This window comes from Chitinophaga lutea (assembly GCF_003813775.1).
GTDB classification, from domain to species: domain Bacteria; phylum Bacteroidota; class Bacteroidia; order Chitinophagales; family Chitinophagaceae; genus Chitinophaga; species Chitinophaga lutea.
The window spans coordinates 2,665,087-2,689,667 of the sequence record NZ_RPDH01000001.1 but is presented as its reverse complement, the minus strand read 5'-3'; the positions used below and the strand labels follow the sequence as shown (position 1 = coordinate 2,689,667).

Genomic DNA, 24,581 nt, shown 5'->3' with positions numbered 1-24,581 from the left:
ATAATTATACGCTCATTTCCTGCTGAAGAACAACAGCTCGTAAACCAGCACCAGGAAAAGACTGGCGGCTGTAGACAGCAGGATCTTGATCAGCAGGTACAAAGGGTCGGCAAAGCTGAAAACGGACAGACAAAAATACGCAATGTTGTGCAGCAGCACCAGCACGGATACATAAATGGCAAACTGCGAGGTGCCCATGCTGGTAACGCTGGGCGTGCGCTGGGTTACTTCAAAACCGCCCTGCGGCGACAGAATGTTGAGCACAAAGGGGCGCAGGTAGGCAATAAAAACGCAGGCCGCGGCATGGATGCCCATGGTGTCCGAAAACATATCCAGTGTGATGCCCAGCAAAAAGCCCAGCAGCTGCAGAGCAGGCCGAGGCAGGTTAAAAGGCAGCAGCAGGATAAAAAGCATGTAAAGGTAAGGGTTCACCAGCTGGTGAATGAGTATCTGGTCCAGCACCAATACCTGGAACAGTATCAGCAGTATAAAACGGATTATATTTTTTAGCAGTACACTCATTTCAGCAGGTTGCGTGTAGAATCTTCCAGCCTCGTCTGTTCTTCGCGCAGGAGGTTTTCGATTACATACACATATTGCAGGTTGTAAAAATTAGTGGCAAATTTCAGGCGGATGTCGTACGAGGTGCTCGACTTGTCGGTCAGGTGGAAGGTATCGATGTAACCGATGATGATGTTTTCGGGGAATACCGCGGAGAAGCCGCTGGTGATCACCGTATCGCCCTTGCGCAGTTTGGCGCTGCGGGGGATGTCTTTCATCTGGCCGATGGAAGCGTTGCCGCCGTTCCAGTTCACCGTACCGATTTCGCCGGAGGTTTTCAGCTTGGCGCTGAAGCCGAAGTTGCTGCTCGAAGAAGAGCCGCTGGATTTATAGAGCATGGAAATCACCACGGCGTAGTTTTCGCTTACGCTGCGCACAACGCCCACCACACCGTTTGGCCCTATGACGCCCATATTGGGGCGTACACCGTCTTTACTGCCGCGGCGGATGGTGATAGTATTGATTTCGCGGTTCACGGAGTTGTTGATCACCTTGGCCTCACGGTAAAGGAATTTCCGCACTTCGGTGCTCAGCAGCTTGCGCGACGTGTCGTTGCTGTATTTTCTTAAGGTGTCGAATTTGATCAGGGAAGAAGTGTCTTTTACGTCAAAACTCGAGGCCAGCTCGTTGTGGAGCCGGAGGTTTTCCTTGACCAGGCTGTCGTTCGTCGCTTTCAGGTGAAAATAGTACTGTACGTCGTTATACTTGGTGTATAACTTCCCGCTCATGCTGTTGGAGGAATTGAGGTATGCGGTACGCTGGAAATTGTTGTTCCGGAATACGAATACAAAGCACATCACTTCCAGCAGCAGAAACAGAAAGAAGTTGAAATACCGCCTTAAGAAAATGATCAGATTTCGCACTTGATTCGAGTCTTGAATTCCGGTTTCAGTACGCCGGGGCGCGGGCTCCGGCGTACTGTACTAAGATTTTATTGCATCAGGAAAGGATACTTGCCAATGTGTTTGAGGGCAATACCGGTGCCTCTTACCACGGCACGCAGCGGGTCGTCTGCCACGTGAACGGGGAGTTTGATTTTCTGGGAGAGGCGTTTGTCCAGCCCTCGCAGCAATGCACCACCTCCTGTGAGGTAGAGGCCGCGGCGGTAAATATCCGATGCCAGCTCCGGCGGCGTTGTTTCCAGCGCTTTGAGGATGGCTTCCTCTATCTTGAAGATGGATTTATCGAGCGCTTCGGCGATCTCCTGGTAAGATACCATGATCTGTTTGGGGATACCGGTTACGAGGTCACGGCCGTTTACAGGAATGTCGTCCGGCGGATTGTCCAGCTCCTTCAGGGCCGAACCGATCTGGATCTTGATCTGCTCCGCGGTTCTTTCTCCGATCAGCAGACTGTGGTAGCGGCGCAGGGCTTCCATGATGTCCGCGGTGAACTCGTCACCGGCGATACGGATACTCTGGTCGCAGACGATACCGGCCAGGGCGATCACGGAAATACCGGTGGTACCACCCCCGATATCGATGATCATGTTACCCACCGGTTCTTCCACATCTATGCCAATACCCAGGGCGGCAGCCATGGGCTCGTGAATCAGGTATACTTCCTTGGCGCCCGCCTGCTCCGCAGAGTCGCGCACCGCCCGTTTTTCCACTTCCGTGATGCTGGAAGGGATACAGATCACCATTTTCCAGCTGGGGGCAAATAACGGCTTCTTAGGATAAACCATCTTGATCAGCTCCCGGAGCATACCCTCAGCAGCATTGAAATCCGCGATCACACCGTCTTTAAGGGGACGGATGGTACGCAGGTATTCATGCGTTTTCTCGTGCATCATCATTGCCTTTTTGCCCACGGCCACGATCTTCCCGCTGGCCCTTTCAATGGCCACAATGGAAGGTTCGTCCACCACCACCTGGTCATTGTGAATGATCAGCGTATTGGCTGTTCCCAGGTCAATTGCAATCTCCTGCGTTAAAAAGTTAAAGAAGCCCATTGTTTGATACGGTCAAAAATATTTGAATGCAAAAATGAATAATTCTAACGAATATACGATGCAATTATTGGATTATTCAAGCGGAATTCTGAATAAAGTGCAGACAGTTACGATTTGCATATTTTTTCTATCCGTGAACCCTGTACGAAGTTGTCAGCTAACAAATTCATATCCAATATCCCGACGATAATACTTGCCCTCGAATTGTATGTGCGCGGCCGTTTGTTTGGAGTGCGCGAGTGCGAGCTGCAAATCGCTTGCCAAAGATGTAACGGTGATCACGCGGCCGCCGTTGGTGAGCACCTTTCCGCCCTCTTCCCTGGTGCCGGCATGGAATACCAGCTGGTCTTTGGCCGGAGCCGGGATGTCTGAAATTTCTTTCCCCTTCTCATAAGCCTCGGGGTAACCTGCGCTCACCAGCATTACGGTGGCGGCAGCCCTGGGGTCTTCAAACACTTCCACGGTATCCAGCTGCTGTTTTTGCACTGCGGCAAACAGCTCCAGCAGGTCGTTCCGGAGGCGGGGTATCACCACTTCGGTTTCGGGGTCGCCCATACGGCAATTGTACTCGATGACGTAGGGCTCACCTTCCACCTTGATGAGGCCGAAGAAAATGAAACCCTGGTACACGATCCCTTCCTGCGCCAAACCGGCCACGGTCGGGCGGATGATACGGTCGTCCACCAGCTGCATAAAGGCATCCGTGGCAAACGGCACGGGCGAAACAGCCCCCATCCCGCCGGTATTGAGCCCGGCATCGCCTTCGCCAATGCGTTTGTAATCCTTGGCGGTAGGCAGTATTTTATAGTTCTTCCCATCGGTGAGCACAAAAACGGAGAGCTCGATGCCGGTGAGGAATTGTTCGATCACTACTTTTTTGCTGGCGTCGCCGAATTTGGCGGCTTTGATCATTTCTTCGAACTCGGCCACCGCTTCGTCGTGGGAGCTGGTGATCACCACGCCTTTGCCCGCAGCCAGGCCGTCCGCCTTCAGCACGATAGGCAGGGAGTGCTGCCGCAGGTAGGCCACGCCTTCTTCAAAATTCGCCTCACTGAACTCGCGGTAAGCAGCGGTGGGGATGTTGTGCCGTTGCATGAACTGCTTGGCGAAAGCCTTGCTGCCCTCCAGCTGGGCGCCGGTTTCGGAAGGACCGATCACCGGGATGTGCTGCAGTGCGGCGTCTGCCTTGAAAAAATCGTAAATCCCCTTCACCAGCGGCTCTTCCGAGCCCGGCACGAGCATGTCGATCCGGTGCTCGATACAGAACGTTTTGATCTTTTCGAAGTCGCTCACCGCCATGTCCACATTGGTGCCGTGGGCTGCCGTGCCCGCGTTGCCGGGGGCGATGTACAGGTTGGAACATGCGGTGCTCTGTGACATTTTCCAGGCCAGTGCATGTTCCCGGCCGCCGCTACCTAAGAGTAATATATTCATCAGAATCTGAGTTCTTCTTTAAAAATGCCCGATGGAACATGCCAGTCCGGAGGAACACACATATTTCATAATGGCTTGAAACGTAATACGATGAGGGGAATCCGGTACATACAACGCCTGGCCGCATGCCCGGAAAATTTTTGCAAAGAAAGGCCAAAAAAGCCAGTTTTTCGATGCGGGATGTTGATTTTATTTATATTGCCGACCTAATTTTCGTTGAGCAACTGCTATTTGTGAGAAAATCAACTAATCTAAACTAACCATTTTATGAATACGAAGTCTGGTACATCGGGCCACCCGAAGGGGTTGTACGTATTATTTGCCACTGAAATGTGGGAGCGTTTTAACTATTATGGCATGAGGGCCATCCTCATCTATTTTATGACAGACGCATTGCTGTATGCGAAGCCCTTTGCCTCCAACCTCTATGGCGGCTATACCGGCCTTTCTTACCTGACCCCGCTGGTGGGCGGTTATATCGCCGACCGTTACTGGGGCAACCGGCATTCGATCATTATCGGCGGGCTGTTCATGGCCTTTGCGGAATTCCTGCTATTCGGTTTTGCCAGTTATTACCAGGAACTACAAAACAACCCCGACTTATCGCGGCTGCTGTTTTATACCGGCCTGGGCATCATGATCGCCGGGAACGGGTTCTTCAAGCCGAACATCTCATCCATGGTAGGGCAGTTGTACCCCAGCCAGGACAAACGGTTGGATCCAGCCTATACCATCTTCTACATGGGCATCAACGTAGGCGGCATGCTCGGGCCCTTTATCTGCGGCCTTGTGGGCAATACCGGTAACCCGGCCGACTTCAAATGGGCCTTCCTCGCCGCAGGCATCGGGATGCTGCTCAGCGTGATCACGTTCAAATACCTGAAAGACAAATATATCGTATCCCCCGAGGGAAAACCTGTCGGCATCATACCGGAGCGGATGGAAGGCAAAAAACACTTCCTTAAGAACCCGTTCTCCCTGCAGTCGCTCCTGTTTATGCTGGCACTTTCTGCCGTTGCAGTGGGGCTGTTGTACATGCACGCCGATCAGATCCCCAGTTTCATGGTAGGCTCCGTGAAGGTTGCCTTCGATATCTCCATGCTACTGCTGGTGGCCTTTATTGTAATACTGGTGCTGATTTTCTCCGACAAGTCGCTGACAAGAATCGAAGTGCAGCGTATCATCGTGATATTCATCGTGTCGTTTTTCGTGGTTTTCTTCTGGAGCGCTTTCGAACAGGCCGGCGCTTCCCTGTCGTTCTTTGCGAACGAACAGACAGACCGGTACATTCCCTTCCTCAACTTTACGGTGCCTCCTTCCTGGTTCCAGTCGCTGAACTCCGCCTTCGTGGTGATTTTTGCGCCCCTGTTTGCCGGTATCTGGCTGTTTCTGGGTAAACGCAAAATGGAGCCCAATTCCCCCGCGAAGATGGCCATCGGCCTGTTGCTGCTCGCCCTCGGGTTCCTGGTGATCGCTTACGGCGTGAAGGATCCGCACAAACAGAAAGTAAACATGATGTGGCTGACCAGCATGTACGCGCTGCATACCTGGGGCGAATTATGCCTTTCCCCGATCGGTCTTTCGCTGGTGAACAAACTGGCCCCCATCCGTTTCGCATCGTTGCTGATGGCGGTTTGGTTCATGGCCAACGCAGCTGCGAACGTGCTCGCCGGCAAACTGAGCGCGCTTTATCCGGAGCCGGGCCAAACCACGCACTTCCTCGGTTATAGCATGAGCTCGCTGTACGACTTCTTCATGCTCTTCGTCGTAATGGCGGGCGTCGCCTCTGTGATCCTCCTATTGCTGACCCGCTGGCTGGGTCGCTGGATGCACGAATCGAAATAATACATAATCTATATCTAAAAGGGATACAAGCATACTTGTATCCCTTTTAATTTAATATCCTTATATTTAGGAAATGGTACTCGAAATCTAATTCCCCTTTCTTATGTCAGAAACCAAATTCAAACCTTTTGTTGCGCCCGAAGTAAAAATGAAAGAGTTGACGCTGAAGTCCATCCTGCTGGGATGCCTTGCCGGCGTGATCTTTGGCGCAGCCACCGTATACCTGGCCCTGAAAGCGGGCCTCACCGTTTCCGCGTCTATCCCCATTGCCGTAATTGCCATTACGCTGGGGCGGAAGTTTTTCAAAACCACCATTCTCGAAAACAACATCATTCAAACCACCGGTTCGGCAGGCGAATCCATCGCCGCCGGGGTGGTGTTTACCCTGCCGGGCTTCCTTTTCCTGTCGGCCGGCAGCAACGGGGAGAATTATTTCGATTATGTGACCATTCTGATCCTCGCCATTTTCGGGGGCATACTGGGCACCCTGATGATGATTCCCCTGCGCCGCTCGCTGATCGTGAAAGAACACGATACCCTCCCCTATCCGGAAGGCACGGCCTGCGGGTCCGTATTAAAAGCTGGGGAAAAGGGCGGCGAGTTCGCCAAAACGGCCTTCCTGGGCCTCGGCTTCGCCCTGGCTTACGCCATGCTGCAAAAGGTATTTCATGTGATTGCGGAAGTGCCCACTTTTATGACCAAACAGGCCAACAAGATTTTCCCTTCGGCCAAAGTCAGCGGTGAAATCACCCCCGAGTACCTGGGCGTAGGTTACATCATCGGCCCGAAAATAGCCGGTGTACTGGTGGCAGGTGGCGTGCTGGCCTGGTTGTGCCTCATTCCCCTGCTGGCATCCCTGATACCGGGAGAAATCATTGCCACCCAGCTGGTGAAACTGGGCCTGCTGGCCAGCCTCGATACACCGGGCGGCAGCGGCACCTGGGACCCGGTAACCCGCACTTTCACCGACTATTCCACCGCCATTTACCAGGCATATGTGAAACAGATTGGCGCCGGCGCCGTGGCGGCAGGCGGTTTCATTACCCTGCTCAAAACCATCCCGACCATTATTTCCTCGTTCAAAGACAGTCTCGGCTCCCTCAAAGAAAAAGGTGGCGACGGCAATGTGCCCAGAACGGAAAAGGATATCTCTTTCAAATTCGTGATCATCGGCAGCATCGCCCTCGTTTTACTGATGGCATTCCTGCCCATGCTCCCCGGCGATTCTATCGGCAATAAACTGCTGATCGGTTTGCTGGTCGTGATTTTCGGCGCCTTCTTCGTAACGGTGAGCAGCCGTATCGTAGGGCTGATCGGCAGCAGCAACAACCCTATCTCCGGCATGACCATCGCCACCATCATGGGCACCTGCCTGATTTTTATCGCCGTGGGCTGGACCGGCAAGGTGTTCGAACCGATGGCGCTGGTAGTGGGCGGTATGATCTGTATCGCTGCCGCCAATGCGGGCGCTACCTCACAGGACCTGAAATCCGGCTACATCGTGGGCGCCACGCCCCGTAACCAGCAGATCGCGCTCTTTATCGGGGCCATCGTTTCTTCGCTGGTCATCGGCTGGACGGTGCACATCCTCGACACCCCGACGGCTGAAATGGCCGCACAGGGCATCAAACACGCCATCGGCACGGAGAAATACGCGGCCCCGCAGGCTACCCTGATGGCTACCCTGATCAAAGGCATTCTTTCGTTTAACCTCGACTGGCAGTTTGTGCTCGTAGGGGTATTTATAGCCATTACCCTTGAGCTCTGTGGCGTAAAATCCTTATCTTTCGCCGTAGGAGCTTACCTACCGCTGTCTACTACCCTGCCCATTTTCATCGGCGGCGTTATCCGCGGGCTGGTGGAATGGAAACAGAAACGCTCGGGCGTTAAGCTCACCGCAGAGGAAGAAGAGCTCGGCAAAGGCAATCTCTTTGCCACCGGCCTCGTAGCCGGCGGCGCAGTAGCCGGTGTGATCGTGGCCATTCTTTCCGTAAACGACGACGTATCAAAAGGCCTGGCCAACGTAAATGCAGAGCACGGCATTGCCGGAATGCTCGGCCATGGCGGTTACCAGATATTAGGCGTATTGTTTTTCGCCGTGATGGGTTACACCCTGTACCGCATCGGCAGGCAGAAACAAACGTCCATCGATAAGTTATAAGGACACAAAAACGTTTTCCTATGCCACGGAAATTATCCCTGCTGGCCATGCTTGGCAGCATTTTGTTACTGGCTGCCTGTTCAGACAGTCCCGACGCCCAACCCAAGCGGAAGTTCATTTCTTTCAAGCTCGACAGCAGCGTTTTACTGTCGGAGCAGCGGAACAGCGCGTATTACATGCCGGGCAACGTAACGGATTCGGATCCCGACAATGATTATTCGCAGCTGATGGTAGCCGGTTATACGGACGGCAAAGACGTGGTCAACATCCGCCTCTTCAGCGACCAGCCGCAAATCACGCCGGGCGTATATTCCAACATGCTGGGCGGCACGGCGATGTTCCTGGAAATGAAAGGCACGGGGGATATGCTCCAGGCAGACGACGACGTTGGCGACATTACTGTTATTCTTCACCAGATGGCAGACTCCGTGGCCATCGGCCAGTTTTCGGGCAACCTGATCAATCAGACCGACGGTTCCATCAAAACCGTGAAGGACGGGTACTTCAAGGTGATCTACAAGAAATTCCAATAAGTAATTGCCGATATGCAACAAAAAAGGTGTCCCGGATCGGGGGACACCTTTTTTGTTTAAAGTCCATTCGCAGAAACAACGGGCACATGTTCCGTTATTCGCTTGTGCTGCGTGGCTTCCGGCTGACGCCATGTTATGTGAAAAGGGGCACTCTCTCCTTTCATCACCTACGAATGCCCGCTCCATGACTACGCTTTTCCCCAACACAGCATTACCCGCAATTTAACCGGCACATGTTCCGTTGTGCCCTACGCCGCTTTTCTCGCTACCGGTGTTACTCTCAGTTCGATGAGGCGGCTTTGCCGGATGACGCGGATAAACTGGAATTGCCCGATTTTATCCCGGTCGAGCAGGCGGAAAAGGGTGTCCGAGGTCTCTACCGGCGTATCGTTGAACGACACGATGATATCTCCGTCGGCGATCCCGGCTTTACTGGCCGGACTGCCTGCCTCCACGCCCGTTACGAAGAGGGCGCTTTTGTTTTTCAGCTCCAGTCCGCTCCGTAGTTTGGGCACCAGGTCGATCTGCTGCAACAGCACGCCCAGGTGCGCCCTTGTTACCCTGCCCGTTTGCATCAGTTCGGCGGCGATTAACCGCGCCGTGTCGATACTGATGGCAAAACAGATGCCCTGCGCACCGCGGATCATGGCCGTGTTCACACCCACTACTTCTCCTTTGAAATTGATCAGCGGGCCGCCGGAGTTGCCGGGATTGAGGGCGGCATCCGTCTGGATCAGTCCTTCCATGGCCCTGCCCGTTTCGCCGCGCAGCGAGCGGCCCAGGGCGCTGACCACGCCTGCCGTTACGGTATGCTGAAAGCCCAACGGGTTGCCGATGGCGATCACCAGCTGGCCGATCTGCAAACCGGCGGCATCGCCCAGTTGGGCTACCTGGAAGTCGAAAGCGGTGGATTTTAAAATGGCGATATCGGTATCCGGGTCCTCGCCGGTGAGTGTGGCCGGATACACGCTGCCATCATGCAGCATCACGTTGAAAGCGCTGCCATTGTGCACAACGTGAGAGTTGGTGAAAAGATAACCGTCTGAAGAAAAGAAGAACCCCGATCCGGTACCGGTTATTTTTCCCTGGGCATCCAGCCGTTCTATTTTGACGACTGATTTGCCTGCGGCTTCCACCGCGTGATGGATGATTTCTGAATAAGCATCCATGTTACCTCCTTCTTTAATTCTGTACCTGTTGCACAAAACAAGCCACAAGAAAAAATTGTCAATTTGACAGCGCGGCATGTGCGAATCATACCTTAATTTGGGATATGAAATATCTGTTTTTATCCGCTTTCGCGGCGGCTGCAATGGCCACCAGCGCCTGCCAGCAAACGCCTAAGGCTCCTTCGGCCTCCCAGCCGGCCGAAGATTCCATCTACCGGCAAATTGCCAGTATCGCCGCCGAAGCGGGCGGAGAAGTGGGGGTTGCCGCGCTGAACTTTACGACCGGCGATTCGCTGCGCTACCTCGATACGATGCGTTACCCCATGCACAGCGTATTCAAATTCCCGATCGCCATGGCCATCCTGCACCAGGTAGACGAGGGCAAACTACAACTCCACCAACCCGTATACATCAATAAAAGCTGGCTGGTGCCCGATACCTGGAGCCCGCTCCGCGACTCATTCCCCAACGGCGACGTCAACAAACCGCTGTCGTACCTGCTGGGGCTGATGGTATCGCAAAGCGACAACATCGCCTGCGACATCCTGATCGATCTGGCGGGCGGCGAAGCGGCCATCAACGATTACGTCCACGGCCTCGGCGTACAGCACATCAATATCGCCGCCAACGAGGCGAAGATGGCATCGTCGTGGGACGTACAATTTACCAACTGGGCGTACCCATCCGCCATCATCCAGCTGCTCGACATCCTGAACAAAGGCACGGCACTCACCAAAACCAGCAACGATTTTCTGTGGAAAATCATGATCGCCACCACCACCGGGCCCAAGCGTATCAAGGGCCTGCTGCCTCCCGATGTGGTAGTGGCGCATAAAACCGGTACCTCGGGCAAACGCGACGGCATCACCTCCGCCACCAACGACGCGGGCATCATTTTTATGCCCGGCGGCGAAAAACTGGCCATCACCGTTTTTGTTACCAACTCCAAAGCGGATGAGGCCACCCGTGAAGGGGTGATCGCAAAAATCACGAAGCTGATCTACGACCGTAACCTGAAGCAATAACGATGGTGTTCCTTGCGGCATGCGCTTTCCTTATGTAACGCATGCCAAACGCCTGGCATTCTTTTTAGCGGCTCATGAGGGTGCGTTTAGCAACCGTATCGCAACCACATAAAAAAACCGGGGCTACCTGTAGCAGCCCCGGTTTTTTATGTGCATGAAGAGCGATGATCGCATTATGGTTTGACCAGCTTCTTAAATGAAGTTGAGATACTCGTACTGTTTCTTCAGAATCGCCTGGTCATCCGCACCCAGCCATTTCTTCAGCAGAGTGGCGTACACGTTTTTAAAGTCGACTTTGTACTGCAGGTCGCCCTCGTTGAGGTGCTGCAGGTCAGGGCCTTCGTTGAGCACACCCTGTTGTTTCAGGCCGCCACCGATCAAAAACATGTTGTTCGCCGTACCATGGTCGGTGCCGCCGCTGGCATTCTGCCCTACGCGACGCCCGAATTCGGAGAACGTCATCACCAGTACGTCGTCGAAACGGTGGTTCTTTTTCAGATCGGCCGTAAAAGTTTGCAGCGCATCGCTCAGCTGTTCAAACAGGCGCTGCTGCTGGCCCTGCTGGCCCACGTGGGTATCGAAACTGCCGTGTGAAACGTAGTACACAGAGGTGTTGATATCCGTCATGATCAGTTCCGCAATGGTTTTCATATTGCGGCCCAGTTCCGTATTGGGATAGGCCTCCTTGCTCTTGTAAGTCTTGAACTGCTGCTGGATGTAGGCGGCGGAAGAAATGGTTTCCGCCATGGTTTTATAGAGGTAGTCCACGTTCTGGTGTTCCTCATCGTGTTTCTTTTTGGCCAGCAGCTCTTTAAAATAACGGTCGTTACTGGCGCCGAACAGCCGCTGCGGATCGGTGAGAGCGAGGCCTTTCACCGCGTCTCCTTTCAGGGCGAGGCTCAGCGTATCGTCAATTTCAAGCGCCTGGGTGGGTTTATCGCAGCCTTTACACTGCGCGTCGAGGTAACGCCCCAGCCAGCCGGTGTTCCAGTAATCTTTGGATTCGCTGGCGCTCTGCCAGATGTCCATCGAACGGAAGTGGGAACGGTCGGGGTTGGGATATCCCACGCTGTTGAGCACACCCAGCGAACCATCGTCGTACAGGGCCTTGAAGCTTTTCAGCGCGGGGTGGATGCCCAGTTCGTCGTTGAGCGACAGTGCGGCTTCCCGCTTGATACCCAGCGTGGGGCGCATTTTATAATAAATATCGTTCCTGTAAGGGATAACGGTGTTCAAACCATCGTTGCCGCCGGATAACTGCACTACCACCAACACTTTGTTGCCGGGAGGCACCAGTTCTCCCTTTTCCATGGCTTTCAGGAATTTGGGCAGCATCAGGCTGGCAGATGCGAGGGAGCCCACTTGTAAGAAACGGCGTCTGTGAATCAGCATTGTTGTAAAATTTCGTTTAACACAATTGGTACTCCGGTGTGCTCATCACATCAATGGTAACGGTTTTGATGTAATTCTCACGGGTAGAGCTGTCTGAATATTTTTCGAGTAATTCTTTGTTGATGGAGGAGTTTTTCAGCAGCAGGGATTGCGAAATACGGTCTGCCAGCTGCTCGCGCGGCACCTCTTTGTAGGCGGCGATGTAAGGGTTCCAGTCGATGCTTGCATTCACGCGGCGGGCGTATTGTTTTTTCAGGAACTCGTTCACCTGCATCGTCATTTTATAGTTCTGCCCCTCGCCCATTTCCGGCGTGATTTCTTTGGGGCGGATATTGAACTCCTGCGAATACAAAATGATCTGCGGTACGCGCATGCGGAACATCAGGCTGGAGCTGTCGATCCACGACCTTCCGCCCGGCCATCCGGCCACGTTGGGCGGGTAAAACAGCACCTGGCCCATCACGCGCTGAAACACGAGCATCGCTTCTTCCTGCTCAAACTGCATGGGCACCGTTTTGCGCAGGCCCACCAGCAGTTCCACCGGCGATTTGATGCGGGTGCCGATGTTGCGATCATCATAAAACCAGTCCGATAAAAATATCTCCTGCATCAATGCGCGCAGGTCGTAATCAGACTGATAAAACTTATCGGCGAGTTTTGCGACGATCGCCTCATCCGGCTGATCATTCACAAAGTATTTATAGATTTTCTCTGTAATGTACTTCGCCGTCTGTTTCTGCTCTAGCAGTATTTTGATCACATCATCGCCCTGGAAATTCCCGGTTTTACCAAGGATGGTTTTGCTGCCTTCATCGTGAAAGTTTTTCCTGAAGCGGAACTGGCCCACTTCGTCATAACTCCAGCCCGTAAAGGCCCTCGCGGCTTCCTTGATGTCTTTTTCCGTGTAGTGGCCGCGGCCCATGGTGAAAAGCTCCATCACTTCCCGCGCAAAGTTTTCGTTGGGGCGTTGTTTACGGTTCTGCTGGTTGTTGAGAAAAGCCAGCATCGCCGGACTTTTAGACACTTCGGTGAGCAGCGTCCCGAAATTACCGAGGCCGTGCTGGCGTATCACCTGCAGCAGCTGCTGGTTGTACAACACGTTCTGGGTGCGGCAGGCGAAGTGGCCGTGCCAGAAAAGCGCCATTTTTTCCCGCAGCGGATGTTCGCTGCTGATCATGGCGTGCGTCCATAATACGTTCAGATCTTTGATACCATCGGTATTCATTTTCTGCACCATCTTACGTTCTTCAGCGCCCATTTTCCGGATGCGCTGGTAATCGGGCAGATCTGTTTCATCCACCACTTTCACAGGGTCGGGGCCCGCTTCAGGTCCCATGATCACTTTGCGCACTACTTCCTTGCGCCTTTTTTTGGACCATGCCTGAATAACGAGGGGACTTTCCCCGAAGCCGGCTCTCCACCCAAGGTGTTGTAATTGTTTGATTTCGGGAACAACGGCCATAAAAGAAAAGTTTAAAATGAGACGGTCGTAACAACAGGAAAGTTTAAACGACAGGATGCCGTTCATCACAAAAGATACAAAATTCGTTCCAGAGGAGGAAATCGGGGCCATGGGAACGGTTGCACGCTAAAACAGCCGCACCTTTTCAAACTGACGAGGGCCGGTTGAAAAAGTTGGAGGATGGCCCGCGAAGACGTCCTCTTATTAATACATGTTCATGTCCTCGTCGATTTCCATCGCCCAGGCATGGATGCCGCCGCTCACGTTATGAACATTGGTGAAGCCCGCCTGCAGCAGTAATTGGGCGATGGTGAGGCTGCGCATGCCGTGATGGCAAATCACCGCCAGCGGCTTCTGTCGCGGCAGATTGCTCATGGCCGCTTCCACGCGGCGCATGGGGATGTGCACGGCGCCTTCGATGTGGCAGACGTCCCACTCTTCTTTTTCCCGTACATCCAGCAGCTGGAAATCGCGGCCCTCTTCGAGCCACTGTTGCAGTTCCTGCACACTCATGGATTGCACGGAGCGGGTTTCGCAGGCAGCGTCTGTATAATCTTCCCTGAGCGTTGTGATGTTCGAATTTTCATCCACGCGCTGAAAAGTGAACACCTGCTGCGTATTGTCGAGGATGTTAAGGGTCAGCAGCTGGTTGGCCAGTGGCTCCCCGATGCCGCAAATCACTTTCACTGCCTCATTCGCCTGGTAGGTGCCCACGATGCCGGGCAAGACACCCAAAACGCCGACAGTATTACAATCCGGCGCGATGCCCGGCTCCGGGAAGAGGCAGCGGTAGGTGGCGCTTCCTTTGTAATTGAATACGCTTACCTGTCCTTCGAATCCGTAAATGGCGCCGTAAATGAGCGGTTTCCCGAGTATCACGCAGGCGTCGTTCACGAGGTAGCGGGTGGCGAAATTATCGGAACAATCCACCACCAGGTCGTAATCGCCGATCATACCGAGCGCATTGGCGGTGGTAATGAACGTGGCATGGGGCACAAACACCACATCCGGGTTCTGGGCCCGCAGGCGCTCAATGGCCACATCCAGCTTATATTTGCCGGCATCCTGCGTTTGATACAGTACCTGCCGGTGAAGATTGGTCACCGATATTTTGTCCGCTTCCGCAATACCGATTTTTCCCGCGCCCATAGCAGTGAGATATTGCAGTACGGGCACTCCCAGGCCGCCCGCGCCAATCACCAGCACTGCCGCTTTTTTCAGCAGTTCCTGCTTTTCAGCACCAAATCCTTCGAGGCGCACCTGCCGGTCGTATCTGTTCATACAGCACTTTTTTATGCCTGCGCCGCAGGCTGTTTTCAGACTATTTCGTTTTGATTTGTTGCCAGAGATTGGCCAGCGCAGCCGGTGTGGCGGCGGTGGTATCTCCTTTCAGTTCGGTTTCCACATAACGGATGCGGTTATCGAGATCCGGGTGGCTGCTCAGCCATTCCGAAGGCATGGCGCCGGCTTCGTTTTTCAGGGTGCCGAACAGCCAGATGTATCCTTCCCCGTTGATTTTACGGGCAGTGAGCAGGCGTAGCCCGTTCAGGTCGGCTTCTTTTTCCAATGTCCGTGAATATTCCAGGCTTTTCAGCGTCTGCGCATTCTCCACCAGCACGGCCCCTATGCCCGTCAGGTCACCAAACACGAGGCTCACAGCCATATAGGTGCCGAGGCTTTGCATCAGCGAGCGGGTGGTGTGCCGCAGCTCCACATGCGAAAACTCATGCGCCAGCAATGCGGCCAGTTCCTCGGGATGCCGCATCTGCTGCAACAGGCCACTGAACACCACTATGTGGCCTCCCGGCACGGCAAAAGCGTTCGCCTCCGGCTTGTCTACTACGGTAATTTTAACCGGGTATTTGGACGGGATATCCAGCGCTTTGAAAAAGCTGTTCACCTTTTCCGTTTCCCCCGGCAAAATTTTGAAGTCGCGGATCATGTTGTTGTACGCTTCTTCCCCGAATTTTATTTCATACTCCACCGGCAGCGTATTGGCTACGCGGCCCGCCAGCGCGGGAATAATCCAAAAATACGCCGCTACCAGCAGCAGCACGATAAATAATACCGTGCCGGCCACTGCGGTCACAACAGCTGGTATGCCGCGGCGCAGCGGTTGTTTCATCCGCCGGGCCACTTCATCCTGGAATTCGTACGATGCCACTTTCAGCGTCTGCAGCGGCAGACCCGTATGATGCAATGCACGATCGCCCTGTACCACGTTGTACCAGTACCAGTGGACCGTCCGGGAGTTGCCGTGCGCGTCGCGGAGATGGATCTCGATACGTTTATTCGTGACCGTTACCAGGCAGGCCTGCGCGTTATCGGGAGAATCGTATGAATATATGCCGTCGTAAGTCTTCATGGTTGGCGTTATTGCACAGGTTATAAGGATTTGATTTGCCGGCTCATGGCTATGAGATCGGTCCGCTGCCCGTTGGGCTGTACGATGCCATTGGGAATGCGGCCGTGCTCGGTGAAATTGAAATTGCGGTATAGCTGGATGGCCCTTTCGTTGGTGGCCATCACTTCAAAATGGATAATGGCGATTTTCGGGTGCGCCTCGGCCCAGCGGATGGCCGCGGTGAGCAGGCGCCGGCCGATGCCCATGTTCCAGTAACGATGCAGCACACCAATGCCCAGCAAGGCGCGGTGGTGCTGTTTGGCGAAATTACCCTGGTTGAGGCTCACGCTGCCCACCACCTCGCCTTCCACATCGGCAATCAGGAAAAGATGATCCGGATGCTGGAGATAAGACTGGATAAAGCTCTCTTCTTTCTTCAGATCAAACATCTTTGCCTCCGCCGGCGTATACAGCAAAAAATCCGTTTCCTGCGTGAGCTGCTGGAAACATTGCAGGCACGCGGCGGCATCCGCGATCTGCGGACGGCGGATGACGAGTTGTTTGCCATTGGGTAAGAAGTGCTGCATACCTACAAATATAAAAAAAGGCGGCCGAAGAAGCCGCCTGTTGAATTTCGTCGAAGCAAACTCAGGATGCTTTTGCGTATTTGGTCACAAAAGCCAGTACAGCGGCTTTCTGGTCGTCTGTGAGTTTTGCCTTGGGGGCCATTTTGTCGATCGTTTTCGGCCATTTTTCCGCCAGGCGGGTTTCCGGCAAGCGGTAACCATGGCATTTAGCGCACTTGTCACGGAAAACGGTTTTACCCGGGGAATCCTCATATTTTGCGAAAGCTTCTTCCACCTTTGCCGTATTCTCAGGGTTGAGCCCCGGAGAACATGCCCACAGCAGGGTGGCCATCAGGAATACTGAAACAAGTGTTTTCATAATTTGCATTTTTAGACCTTACAACAATAATAGTGCAAAAAATCAAAAGGCGTATAAGAATGTCTTATACGCCCTTTATATTTAATACGGTGTGTTAATACCAAACGTTGCCTATATACGGTCCGCGCCGAAATACCGGTGCAACACTTCGGGCAACAAAATCCCGTTTTCGGTCTGGTTGTTTTCCAGCAGGCAGGCCAGGATGCGGGGAAGCGCCAGAGAACTGCCGTTGAGGGAATGCACCAGCTGGTTTTTGCCGTTTTCATCCTTATAACGGATTTTCATCCGGTTGGTCTGGTAAGTTTCGAAGTTAGACACGGAGCTCACCTCCAGCCATTTGTCCTGCGCGGCGGAATACACCTCGAAGTCGTAGGTCTGGGCGGAAGCAAAGCCCATATCACCGCCGCAAAGCAGCAGGATGCGGTAAGGCAGGCCGAGCGACTGGATGAGCTTTTCCACGTGGTTTACCATTTCTTCCAGCACTTCGTACGACTGTTCGGGTTTTACCAGCTGAACCAGTTCTACTTTTTCGAACTGGTGCAGGCGGTTGAGGCCACGCACGTCTTTACCGTATGAACCGGCCTCGCGGCGGAAGCAGGGGGTATAAGCCGTCATTTTAACGGGCAGTTCGGCCTCTTTCAGGATCTCGTCGCGGTAAATATTGGTAACCGGCACCTCGGCGGTGGGTATCAGGTAAAAATTGTCTTCCGTCACAAAATACATCTGCCCTTCTTTATCCGGCAACTGGCCGGTGCCGTAGGCGGATGCTTCGTTGACCATGTAAGGCGGCAGTACTTCCGTATAACCGTTGGCGGTGTTGAAGTCGAGGAAATAGCTGATGAGTGCGCGCTGCAGGCGGGCTCCCCTGTTTTTGTACACGGGGAAACCGCTGCCGGTAATTTTATTGCCCAGCTCAAAATCGATAAGATCGTACTGTTTGGTGAGGTCCCAATGCGGCACCGCTTTGGCGTGCAGCACGGGTTTGGTACCACCGCTCCTGATTTCCAGGTTATCTTCCGGTGTTTTGCCGGCCGGCACTTTCGGGCCGGGCAGGTTGGGGAGTTTCACCAGGGTATCGTGCAGCAATTTCTCCGTGGCGATCAGCGATTCGTTGATGGGGCCGAGCGCCTGCTTCAGAGCGGCAACATCCTGCTTACGCGCTTCTGCAGCCGCTTTATCGCCCGACGCCATCAGTTTCCCGATCTCTTTCGAGGCGGTATTTATTTGTGCCTGTGTTTCATCATAATCGAGTGTCAGCTTCTTTCGCTGATCGTCCAGCGCCAGTACTTCGTCCACAATGCCGGGCTCTTTAAAATTCTTGATGCCCAGCCTTTCCAGTACCAGCTCTTTGTTCTGACGGATAAATTGTACCTGTAACATGTAATTCCTTTGAATTTCGACAAAGATAACGGGGTTATTCCCTTAACTCAAATATTTCCCTACAATCGGCACGCGGCGCCCTACACCAAAGGCTTTGGACGATACGCGGATGATGGGGCAGAACTGGTTGCGCTTGTATTCGTTGGTGTTCACCATTTTGAGGGTGCGGGCCACCAGCGCGGGGTCGAAGCCCTGCGCCACAATTTCGCGCGGTCCCTGGCGGCGCTCGATGTACTGGTAAAGTATCCGGTCGAGCACGGCGTAATCCGGCAGGCTGTCGCTGTCTTTCTGATTGGGGCGCAGCTCCGCGGAGGGAGCCTTTTCTATGATATTGAGGGGGATGACGGTTTTATCGCGGTTAATGTGCCGCGCCAGGGCGTACACCTGCATCTTGTACAGATCGCCCAGTACGGCCAGCCCGCCGGCCATGTCGCCATACAGCGTGCCGTAACCGGTAGAGAGTTCGCTTTTGTTGGACGTGTTCAGCAAAATGTACCCGAACTTGTTGGCCAGGCCCATCAGCAGGTTGCCGCGGATGCGCGACTGCGTATTTTCTTCAGCCACGTTGAAAGGCAGGCCATGGAAGAACGGATCGAGGGTATCGAGGAAACTCTCGTAAATATTGTTGATCCGGATGATATCGAAGGGATTCTCCAGGTTCCTGGACAGGGCCACGGCATCGTCTACCGAATGTTCTGTAGAATAGGGCGACGGCATGGCGATGGCGCGCACGTTTTCTTTGCCGAGCGCTTCCACGGCCAGGGCCAGCGTAACGGCGCTGTCTATCCCGCCGGAAGAACCGAGGATGGCCTGTTTGAAGCCCATTTTTCCGAAATAGTCCCGGATGCCCAAAATGAGCGCTTCGTGTATGCGGTGGATGTTGTGATCGAATTCGAGGGCGATGATGTCTGAAGTGCCGGTAAACGGTGCCACGGGCCCGTCTCCGGCTTTCGCCAGCGTATCGAGGTCCACCCCGCCGAGCGCTTCCTCGAAGAAGGGCAGCTGTTTCACCACATTGCCCTGCGCATCGAATACGAGGGAGCCGCCATCGAAAACGATTTCCGTCTGCGAGCCCACGGTGTTGCAATAGTACATGGGCAGGCGGTATTTGCGTACGTTGGCGCGGATGATTTCCTTCCGGCTTTCATCGTGATCGTAATCGAAGGGGGAGGCAGACAGGTTGATCATCACATCCGGCTGCTGTTCCATCAGCTGGTCCATGGGGCACACGCGGTAGAGAGGATTGTCGCCCAGGTTCCAGATGTCTTCACAAACGGTCACCGCCAGCTTTTTGCCTTTGAAGGGCACTACATTCCATTCGTACCCCGGCTCAAAATACCGGTGCTCGTCGAACACGTCGTAAGTGGGCAGCAACGTTTTGTGAATCACCTGCTGTATGTTGCCTTCATAAAGGAACCAGGCGGCGTTGAACAGGTCTTTGCCTTCGCGGAGGGGATTGCGGTGCGGCGCCCCTACCAGCACTGCGGTTTTATGGGTATATGCCTTGATTTCGTCGATGGCGGCGTAACTCTTGGCAATGAAGTCGTCGAATTCCAGGAAATCGCGGGGCGGATAGCCGCAGACGGACAATTCGGAAAACACCACCAGGTCGGCGCCCTGCTGCTCAGCCTGCTGTATGGCCGCAATGATCTTGGCCGTATTCGCTTCGAAATTCCCGATGTGATAGTTCTGCTGGGCTAAAAAGATGTTCATCCGGTTGTTTTTATAGTTGCGCCGGTAGCCGGCCCTGCAAAGTTACGGGAGTTAAAAATAAACCCCCAGCCGCAGGATGAAATTGTTCATATTTACACGGCCGTCGTCCCACTTACTGTTGCGGGTCACGTCGATAAAGCCGTTCTGGTAGTTGAAGCCCACCACGCCGGTGAGGGTTTCGGTGAGGGGATATTCAATCCCACCGCCAATGATCATGCCGGCATTGAGGCGGTTCACGTCGCGCAGCACATCCTGTTTATCAAACCGCTGCAGGCCGCTGATCACGTTGGCCCTGGCTCTCACCGGGAACCCGGCAAAACCGCCGAACTGGCCCCAGATGCCGATGCCGCTTTCCGTGTCGGTTTTCAGTTTGAGCGTGAAGGGAACTTCGATGTAGGTGAGGCGCAGATCATATTCGCTGGGCGAATTCCGGAAAGCCGACAAACCTTTGCCCATCTCATATTTCAGCACGCTGCCCATGGCGCTTACCTGCAGGCCCGAAGCCAGCGCGTAATTTCCCTGATCATCGAGGAAAAAATCGGCCAGCACGCCATAACTGAAATAGAAACGGCCGCTGTTGCGCTCCACACCATCGTCCTGCGGCCGCATCATGGACACACCGGGATCGAGCTTAAAACCGAGCCTCATTTTGCGGCCTGCCTTGTCAGACACCCGGTCGCTAAGCGTTTGCGCCTGTGCGGCAAACCCCATAGCGGTGCAAACAAACAGGAACATGAAAGATTTCAATAATAAGCGATGATGCAATATTTTTACCATTTCTAAAGTTTTAAAAGGCGATGCAAAATTACCCGAAAATATATATCCTATACTGCTTTTTATTTGCCGGATGGCTGGCAGCCGGTTGCAACACTGGAACAAAAGTGCCCGATGTGAGCCATATTCCCATACAGGTGAGCATTGAGCGGTTCGACCAGCAGCTTTTCCGGATCGATACCAATAACGTTGCGGCGGGCATTAAATTGCTGGACGGTACGTACCCCGACTTTGCGCCTACTTACTTTTCCGAGATACTCGGCCTGGGGCCGTTTTCCGATACCAGCACCCGTATTATCGAAGGTGTGCGCACGTTTGTGGGCAATAAAGACTTCCGCGCCCTGCAGGATTCCGTGGAAAAGCACTTCGCCGACATTTCCCCACTGGAAGCAGAACTGACGCAGGCTTTCCGCCTCACGAAATATTACCTCCCCTACTGGCAGGTTCCCAAAGTAGTGAGTTTTATCTCCGCCATCGGTAATTACGGCGCCGTAACGGTCGATTCGCTGGTAGGCATCGGGCTCGACATGCACATGGGCGCCGATTTCTCTATTTACCGCATGGTGCCTGATTACCCCGATTACATCATCCGCAAATTCACGCCCGAGTATATTCCCGTAAACGTGATGCGCGTGCTGGTGCAGGACCGGATGCCGCCCAAAAACGACGGCACCAAGCTGGTGGAGCATTTTATGGACCTCGGTCGGCAGCAGTATTTCCTGGAAAAAGTGCTGCCCCATATCCCGGAGCATATCAGGCTGGGCTATACGAAAGAACAGCTGGATTTCTGTAACGAAAACGAGCGGATGATCTGGCAGTATTTTGTGCAGAATAAGTTGCTGTACACCGCCGACTGGCAGGATGTGATGCGTTATATCGGGGAAGGGCCCAGCACACAAGGCTTACCGGGCGAAGCGCCGGGACAGATCGGGGCTTTCGTGGGTTACCGGATTGTACAGGCTTTTATGAAAAAGCACACTGATTTTACATTGGAAAAACTGGTGAACACGCAGCAGGTGATGAGCTTGTTCAACGAAGCCAGGTACAGGCCATAGGTTAGTTCATTTTGAACGGAACCACCATCTGGAATTCCGGTATCTTCACGTCGAACAGCTTTTTGTTGAGCTGGTTTTCCATCTGGTAAGTACCGTACATTTTGCCGATTTCCGTGCGCAGGTTGGAACCTGACACGTACTGATAGCTTTCTCCGGGAGCCAGCAGCGGCTGCACACCTACCACTCCTTCGCCTTCCACTTCGCGGTGCGAACCGTTTGAATCGATGATATACCAGTGGCGCCTTAGCAGTTTAATGGGAAACGTATTATTATTCTCAATGGTGATGCGGTAAGCAAACATGAACTCGCTGCCGATCGGATTAGAATAATCTGGCTGGTAGAATGTTTCCACGCTAATGGTGATGCCCTCTGTGACCTTCTTAACCATAGTAATCCGCCTTTACCGTAAAAATAAGGAAAATAACCGCGTTGTAACTTTTTTTTACAGGGCCGGGATTGTTTTAACGAATCTTTAGTGAATCAGCCATGAGGGCGGTCCCTGGCGGCCCGGTCAGACAATCTCCACCCCATCGAGCTCCCGGGCGTTGTTTTCGGCCAGCCTGGCGGCCCTTTCGAAGCGGTTATTGTAGTACCCCACCCGTATCCAGTCGGCCACGTAAAGCCATAAAAAGCCCCAGAAGCCGTACTCCCGGTATTGTTTGACATGGCACACCTCGTGCCGGACCCAGGCGGTATCCGACAGGAACTGCTGGCGGCTGACCCCGTACAGGTGTATCACCCGCCCGAAAACGATCGCGATATTGTCGCTTTTCATTTTCCAGGCGGCCAGCCTGGCCACTTTTGAATCTTCCTTTATCCGGCAGCGGAGCATACTCATCCCCGCAATTTACTAACGCCCCAGCGAAAACCGTCTTGAAATGTTGAAGCCCCACCGGAACTGGCCCTGCAGCCAGGAGGTGGTGGTTTCGGGGATGAACTGGTTTTCGAGGGTGGCGGTGGAGTTGGTGAAATTCAGGTGAAACACGTGCCCGCCCGTTTCGATCTCCACGCCGACGCCCAGCGGGTTGAAAAATTCGATGCCCTGGGTTTTATAGTAGTCTTTGCTGGCCTCGTCGCGGAAAGGCACGAAATAATCCACTACCAGGGCTACCCTTTTGGAGAAACGCAGGCGGCCGCCCACGCCCAGGGCGAACATGTCGTTCATGTCCATATACCCTACCTTGTTGCGGTGCACGTAAGAGGGCAACAGGGCCAGCGAAAAACGGTCGCCGAACTTGCGGGCGATCACGGCCTGGGCCGTGTAAGTCATGCGGGAACTGAATTTATCGAAATAGTTCACCGCTTCCTTGTCCGTATTGCTTTTCATGGAGGTTACCACGGCGTTGCCGAAGAGGGTCACGGCCAGGGGCACCCGGTTATCCATGGTTTGCTGCAGCAATTTGAATTTGCCCAGCACTTCATACAGCTGGCTGAAGGCACCGCTGCCCTTGGCGCGGCTCACGCCGGCAGTGAGGCGGTTGGTAATACCGTATTCAAATGCGATGCGGATATCGGTGGAATTATCGATCCCGAAAAAGGTAGATGCGCCCCCGTTTGCCCCGCCGATATCGCCGAAACGGTGGGCCACCCGGAAGTCGAGGTCGCCCCTGGCCAGCGTTTCATTGCTCTGGGCATTGATGATACGGGTGCTTTTGAACGTGGCGATCACCGGGTCGCGGCGTACGGAATCTTTCCCGAAAATTGCGCCGAGGTCGTCCTGCGCCATGGCCGCGGGGGCTATTAACAGGAGGGCGGTCAGTATGCGGATCTGCAACATAAGCTTCATGTGAGTTCTATTTGACAGGTTGATAGTCTGCATTCACAGTTACTTCCACCACTTCCGCGATGTTTTTGATCACGAGCGTGGGGATTTTGATATTGTGGTCGGCCACCCGCACATTGAATTTGGCGGAGGCGTTGATTTTGCCACCCTTCACGGTCAGCGTGCCTTTTTCCCGGTAGTTTTTGGTAACGCCGTGAATGTTCAGTGCGCCTTCTACCGTCACGGGGTAACTCCCGTCTTTGGTCAGATCCACCTCATCGAGCACTTTTCCCTTGAATTCGGCGAAAGGGTATTTTTCGCTTTCAAGGTAGTTTTCGTTGAAGTGTTCCTGCATCAGCTTTTTCCTGAACTGAAAGGTATTGATGGGCACTTTGAAATACACCGTTTTCGTTTTGACATTGATGGCCGAAACCCCTTGTTTGGTGGTGGCTTCAATGTCTTCCATGGGTGCGGAGGAAAAAAACCGGAATGTGGCATTACGGCAGGAATATACATCCTGTGCGGCCGCGTTAAAGGCGGACAAGAGCAGAAGCGTGGTGAGGCTTAATAATTGTTTCATAAAAACAGTTTGGTCGTTTAATCCGGCATTCCTTTGTTAACCCAGCAGGCGATAGAGTCGCGCGTGGCGCGGCTGAGGGCGGGATAGCCCATGAACTGCGGCATATCCGCCGTAAGGTCGGTCACCCGGGCACGCCAGCTGGTGCCGTTGTTGCTGATGTAGCTTTTTAACTTCGCCAGGCTTGAAAAATCCGCATTTAACGGAGCGCCCGAACCGGGGTGACAGTTCCGGTTGGTGCAGTTTTGCTGGACGATGGCGTAAATCCGGGCGCTGGTGACTACCGTGGTTGCACAATTCACGGAGGTGCCCGGCTTCGGCGCCTGTTCGGACGTACAGGCAACGTAGCCGGCACAGGTCAGCAGTACAGCAAGGCCGGTCAGAAATGATTTCATACGTTGAGTTTTCATAGGTTTATATACGCATCCGGAAAATAAAGAGTTGCCTCTGTAGAAAGATAATAAACAAAATGAGGAGATCCATTCCTTATTTTTG

General features: G+C 53.7%; 24 protein-coding genes. 5 read left to right on the top strand and 19 right to left on the bottom strand.

The window, feature by feature from the left end; all coding sequences use genetic code 11:
* Nucleotides 1-12 precede the first annotated feature (12 nt).
* From EGT74_RS10910 to purD, 4 genes are all read right to left on the bottom strand, one after another.
* Nucleotides 13-522, bottom strand: a complete 510-nt coding sequence (locus EGT74_RS10910; RefSeq protein ID WP_123846533.1) for a rod shape-determining protein MreD — start codon at nucleotides 520-522, stop codon at nucleotides 13-15.
* Nucleotides 519-1,424 carry a rod shape-determining protein MreC gene (gene mreC / locus EGT74_RS10905; protein WP_158618089.1) on the bottom strand — a complete coding sequence of 302 codons (906 nt, stop codon included), beginning with the start codon at nucleotides 1,422-1,424 and terminating at the stop codon, nucleotides 519-521. The genes EGT74_RS10910 and mreC overlap by 4 nt, the downstream gene beginning before the upstream one ends.
* Nucleotides 1,425-1,492: 68 nt before the next feature.
* Nucleotides 1,493-2,515 (bottom strand): rod shape-determining protein, encoded by a 1,023-nt coding sequence (locus tag EGT74_RS10900; protein WP_119078103.1) that lies wholly within the window; start codon nucleotides 2,513-2,515, stop codon nucleotides 1,493-1,495.
* 153 nt (nucleotides 2,516-2,668) lie between these two features.
* A complete protein-coding gene (gene purD, locus EGT74_RS10895) occupies nucleotides 2,669-3,949 on the bottom strand; it encodes a phosphoribosylamine--glycine ligase (RefSeq protein WP_123846531.1) in 1,281 nt (426 codons plus the stop codon).
* A gap of 267 nt (nucleotides 3,950-4,216) precedes the next feature.
* Between purD and EGT74_RS10890 the strand changes: the two genes are divergently transcribed.
* The 3 genes from EGT74_RS10890 (at nucleotide 4,217) to EGT74_RS10880 (ending at nucleotide 8,488) form a co-directional block, all read left to right on the top strand.
* Nucleotides 4,217-5,794, top strand: a complete 1,578-nt coding sequence (locus tag EGT74_RS10890; RefSeq protein WP_123846530.1) for a peptide MFS transporter — start codon at nucleotides 4,217-4,219, stop codon at nucleotides 5,792-5,794.
* 103 nt (nucleotides 5,795-5,897) lie between these two features.
* Nucleotides 5,898-7,955 (top strand): OPT family oligopeptide transporter, encoded by a 2,058-nt coding sequence (locus EGT74_RS10885; protein ID WP_123846529.1) that lies wholly within the window; start codon nucleotides 5,898-5,900, stop codon nucleotides 7,953-7,955.
* Nucleotides 7,956-7,975: 20 nt separating this feature from the next.
* Complete coding sequence (locus EGT74_RS10880) at nucleotides 7,976-8,488, top strand: hypothetical protein (protein ID WP_123846528.1); 513 nt, start codon at nucleotides 7,976-7,978, stop codon at nucleotides 8,486-8,488.
* 248 nt (nucleotides 8,489-8,736) lie between these two features.
* Here the strand turns inward: EGT74_RS10880 and EGT74_RS10875 are convergent, their stop codons facing one another.
* A complete protein-coding gene (locus EGT74_RS10875) occupies nucleotides 8,737-9,657 on the bottom strand; it encodes a S1C family serine protease (protein WP_123846527.1) in 921 nt (306 codons plus the stop codon).
* Between the two features lie 104 nt (nucleotides 9,658-9,761).
* On the opposite strand from EGT74_RS10875, the gene bla reads away from it, so the two are divergent.
* Complete coding sequence (gene bla, locus EGT74_RS10870; protein WP_123846526.1) at nucleotides 9,762-10,682, top strand: class A beta-lactamase, subclass A2; 921 nt, start codon at nucleotides 9,762-9,764, stop codon at nucleotides 10,680-10,682.
* Between the two features lie 192 nt (nucleotides 10,683-10,874).
* Here the strand turns inward: bla and EGT74_RS10865 are convergent, their stop codons facing one another.
* The 9 genes from EGT74_RS10865 to EGT74_RS10825 all read right to left on the bottom strand — a co-directional run bounded on the left by EGT74_RS10865 (nucleotide 10,875) and on the right by EGT74_RS10825 (nucleotide 20,695).
* A complete protein-coding gene (locus EGT74_RS10865) occupies nucleotides 10,875-12,074 on the bottom strand; it encodes a DUF1501 domain-containing protein (protein ID WP_123846525.1) in 1,200 nt (399 codons plus the stop codon).
* A 16-nt stretch (nucleotides 12,075-12,090) separates the two neighbouring features.
* Complete coding sequence (locus tag EGT74_RS10860) at nucleotides 12,091-13,536, bottom strand: DUF1800 domain-containing protein (RefSeq protein ID WP_123846524.1); 1,446 nt, start codon at nucleotides 13,534-13,536, stop codon at nucleotides 12,091-12,093.
* Between the two features lie 204 nt (nucleotides 13,537-13,740).
* Nucleotides 13,741-14,817, bottom strand: a complete 1,077-nt coding sequence (locus EGT74_RS10855) for a ThiF family adenylyltransferase (RefSeq protein WP_123846523.1) — start codon at nucleotides 14,815-14,817, stop codon at nucleotides 13,741-13,743.
* A 40-nt stretch (nucleotides 14,818-14,857) separates the two neighbouring features.
* Nucleotides 14,858-15,901, bottom strand: coding sequence for a M48 family metallopeptidase (locus tag EGT74_RS10850; RefSeq protein WP_123846522.1), 1,044 nt, complete (start codon nucleotides 15,899-15,901; stop codon nucleotides 14,858-14,860).
* Between the two features lie 20 nt (nucleotides 15,902-15,921).
* Nucleotides 15,922-16,467 carry a GNAT family N-acetyltransferase gene (locus tag EGT74_RS10845; RefSeq protein WP_123846521.1) on the bottom strand — a complete coding sequence of 182 codons (546 nt, stop codon included), beginning with the start codon at nucleotides 16,465-16,467 and terminating at the stop codon, nucleotides 15,922-15,924.
* Nucleotides 16,468-16,528: 61 nt separating this feature from the next.
* Nucleotides 16,529-16,825, bottom strand: a complete 297-nt coding sequence (locus EGT74_RS10840) for a c-type cytochrome (RefSeq protein ID WP_123846520.1) — start codon at nucleotides 16,823-16,825, stop codon at nucleotides 16,529-16,531.
* Nucleotides 16,826-16,936: 111 nt separating this feature from the next.
* On the bottom strand, nucleotides 16,937-18,205 hold the full coding sequence (gene serS, locus EGT74_RS10835; RefSeq protein ID WP_123846519.1) for a serine--tRNA ligase: 1,269 nt from the start codon (nucleotides 18,203-18,205) through the stop codon (nucleotides 16,937-16,939).
* Between the two features lie 42 nt (nucleotides 18,206-18,247).
* Nucleotides 18,248-19,918 (bottom strand): NAD+ synthase, encoded by a 1,671-nt coding sequence (locus EGT74_RS10830; protein ID WP_123846518.1) that lies wholly within the window; start codon nucleotides 19,916-19,918, stop codon nucleotides 18,248-18,250.
* A gap of 51 nt (nucleotides 19,919-19,969) precedes the next feature.
* Nucleotides 19,970-20,695 (bottom strand): porin family protein, encoded by a 726-nt coding sequence (locus tag EGT74_RS10825; RefSeq protein ID WP_123846517.1) that lies wholly within the window; start codon nucleotides 20,693-20,695, stop codon nucleotides 19,970-19,972.
* 20 nt (nucleotides 20,696-20,715) lie between these two features.
* On the opposite strand from EGT74_RS10825, the gene gldB reads away from it, so the two are divergent.
* On the top strand, nucleotides 20,716-21,747 hold the full coding sequence (gene gldB / locus EGT74_RS10820; protein ID WP_449384910.1) for a gliding motility lipoprotein GldB: 1,032 nt from the start codon (nucleotides 20,716-20,718) through the stop codon (nucleotides 21,745-21,747).
* Between the two features lies 1 nt (nucleotide 21,748).
* Here gldB and apaG read toward each other — a convergent pair whose 3' ends face one another.
* The 5 genes from apaG to EGT74_RS10795 all read right to left on the bottom strand — a co-directional run bounded on the left by apaG (nucleotide 21,749) and on the right by EGT74_RS10795 (nucleotide 24,481).
* Nucleotides 21,749-22,135: a Co2+/Mg2+ efflux protein ApaG gene (gene apaG / locus EGT74_RS10815; RefSeq protein WP_109699698.1), complete on the bottom strand. Its 387-nt coding sequence runs from the start codon at nucleotides 22,133-22,135 to the stop codon at nucleotides 21,749-21,751.
* A gap of 123 nt (nucleotides 22,136-22,258) precedes the next feature.
* Entirely contained in the window at nucleotides 22,259-22,585 is a 327-nt protein-coding gene (locus tag EGT74_RS10810; RefSeq protein ID WP_246008179.1) for a DUF4157 domain-containing protein, read from the bottom strand.
* 12 nt (nucleotides 22,586-22,597) lie between these two features.
* Nucleotides 22,598-23,533 carry a DUF5777 family beta-barrel protein gene (locus tag EGT74_RS10805; RefSeq protein ID WP_246008178.1) on the bottom strand — a complete coding sequence of 312 codons (936 nt, stop codon included), beginning with the start codon at nucleotides 23,531-23,533 and terminating at the stop codon, nucleotides 22,598-22,600.
* Between the two features lie 7 nt (nucleotides 23,534-23,540).
* Nucleotides 23,541-24,089, bottom strand: coding sequence for a YceI family protein (locus EGT74_RS10800; RefSeq protein ID WP_123846515.1), 549 nt, complete (start codon nucleotides 24,087-24,089; stop codon nucleotides 23,541-23,543).
* Between the two features lie 17 nt (nucleotides 24,090-24,106).
* Nucleotides 24,107-24,481 (bottom strand): hypothetical protein, encoded by a 375-nt coding sequence (locus tag EGT74_RS10795; RefSeq protein ID WP_123846514.1) that lies wholly within the window; start codon nucleotides 24,479-24,481, stop codon nucleotides 24,107-24,109.
* Nucleotides 24,482-24,581: the final 100 nt, after the last annotated feature.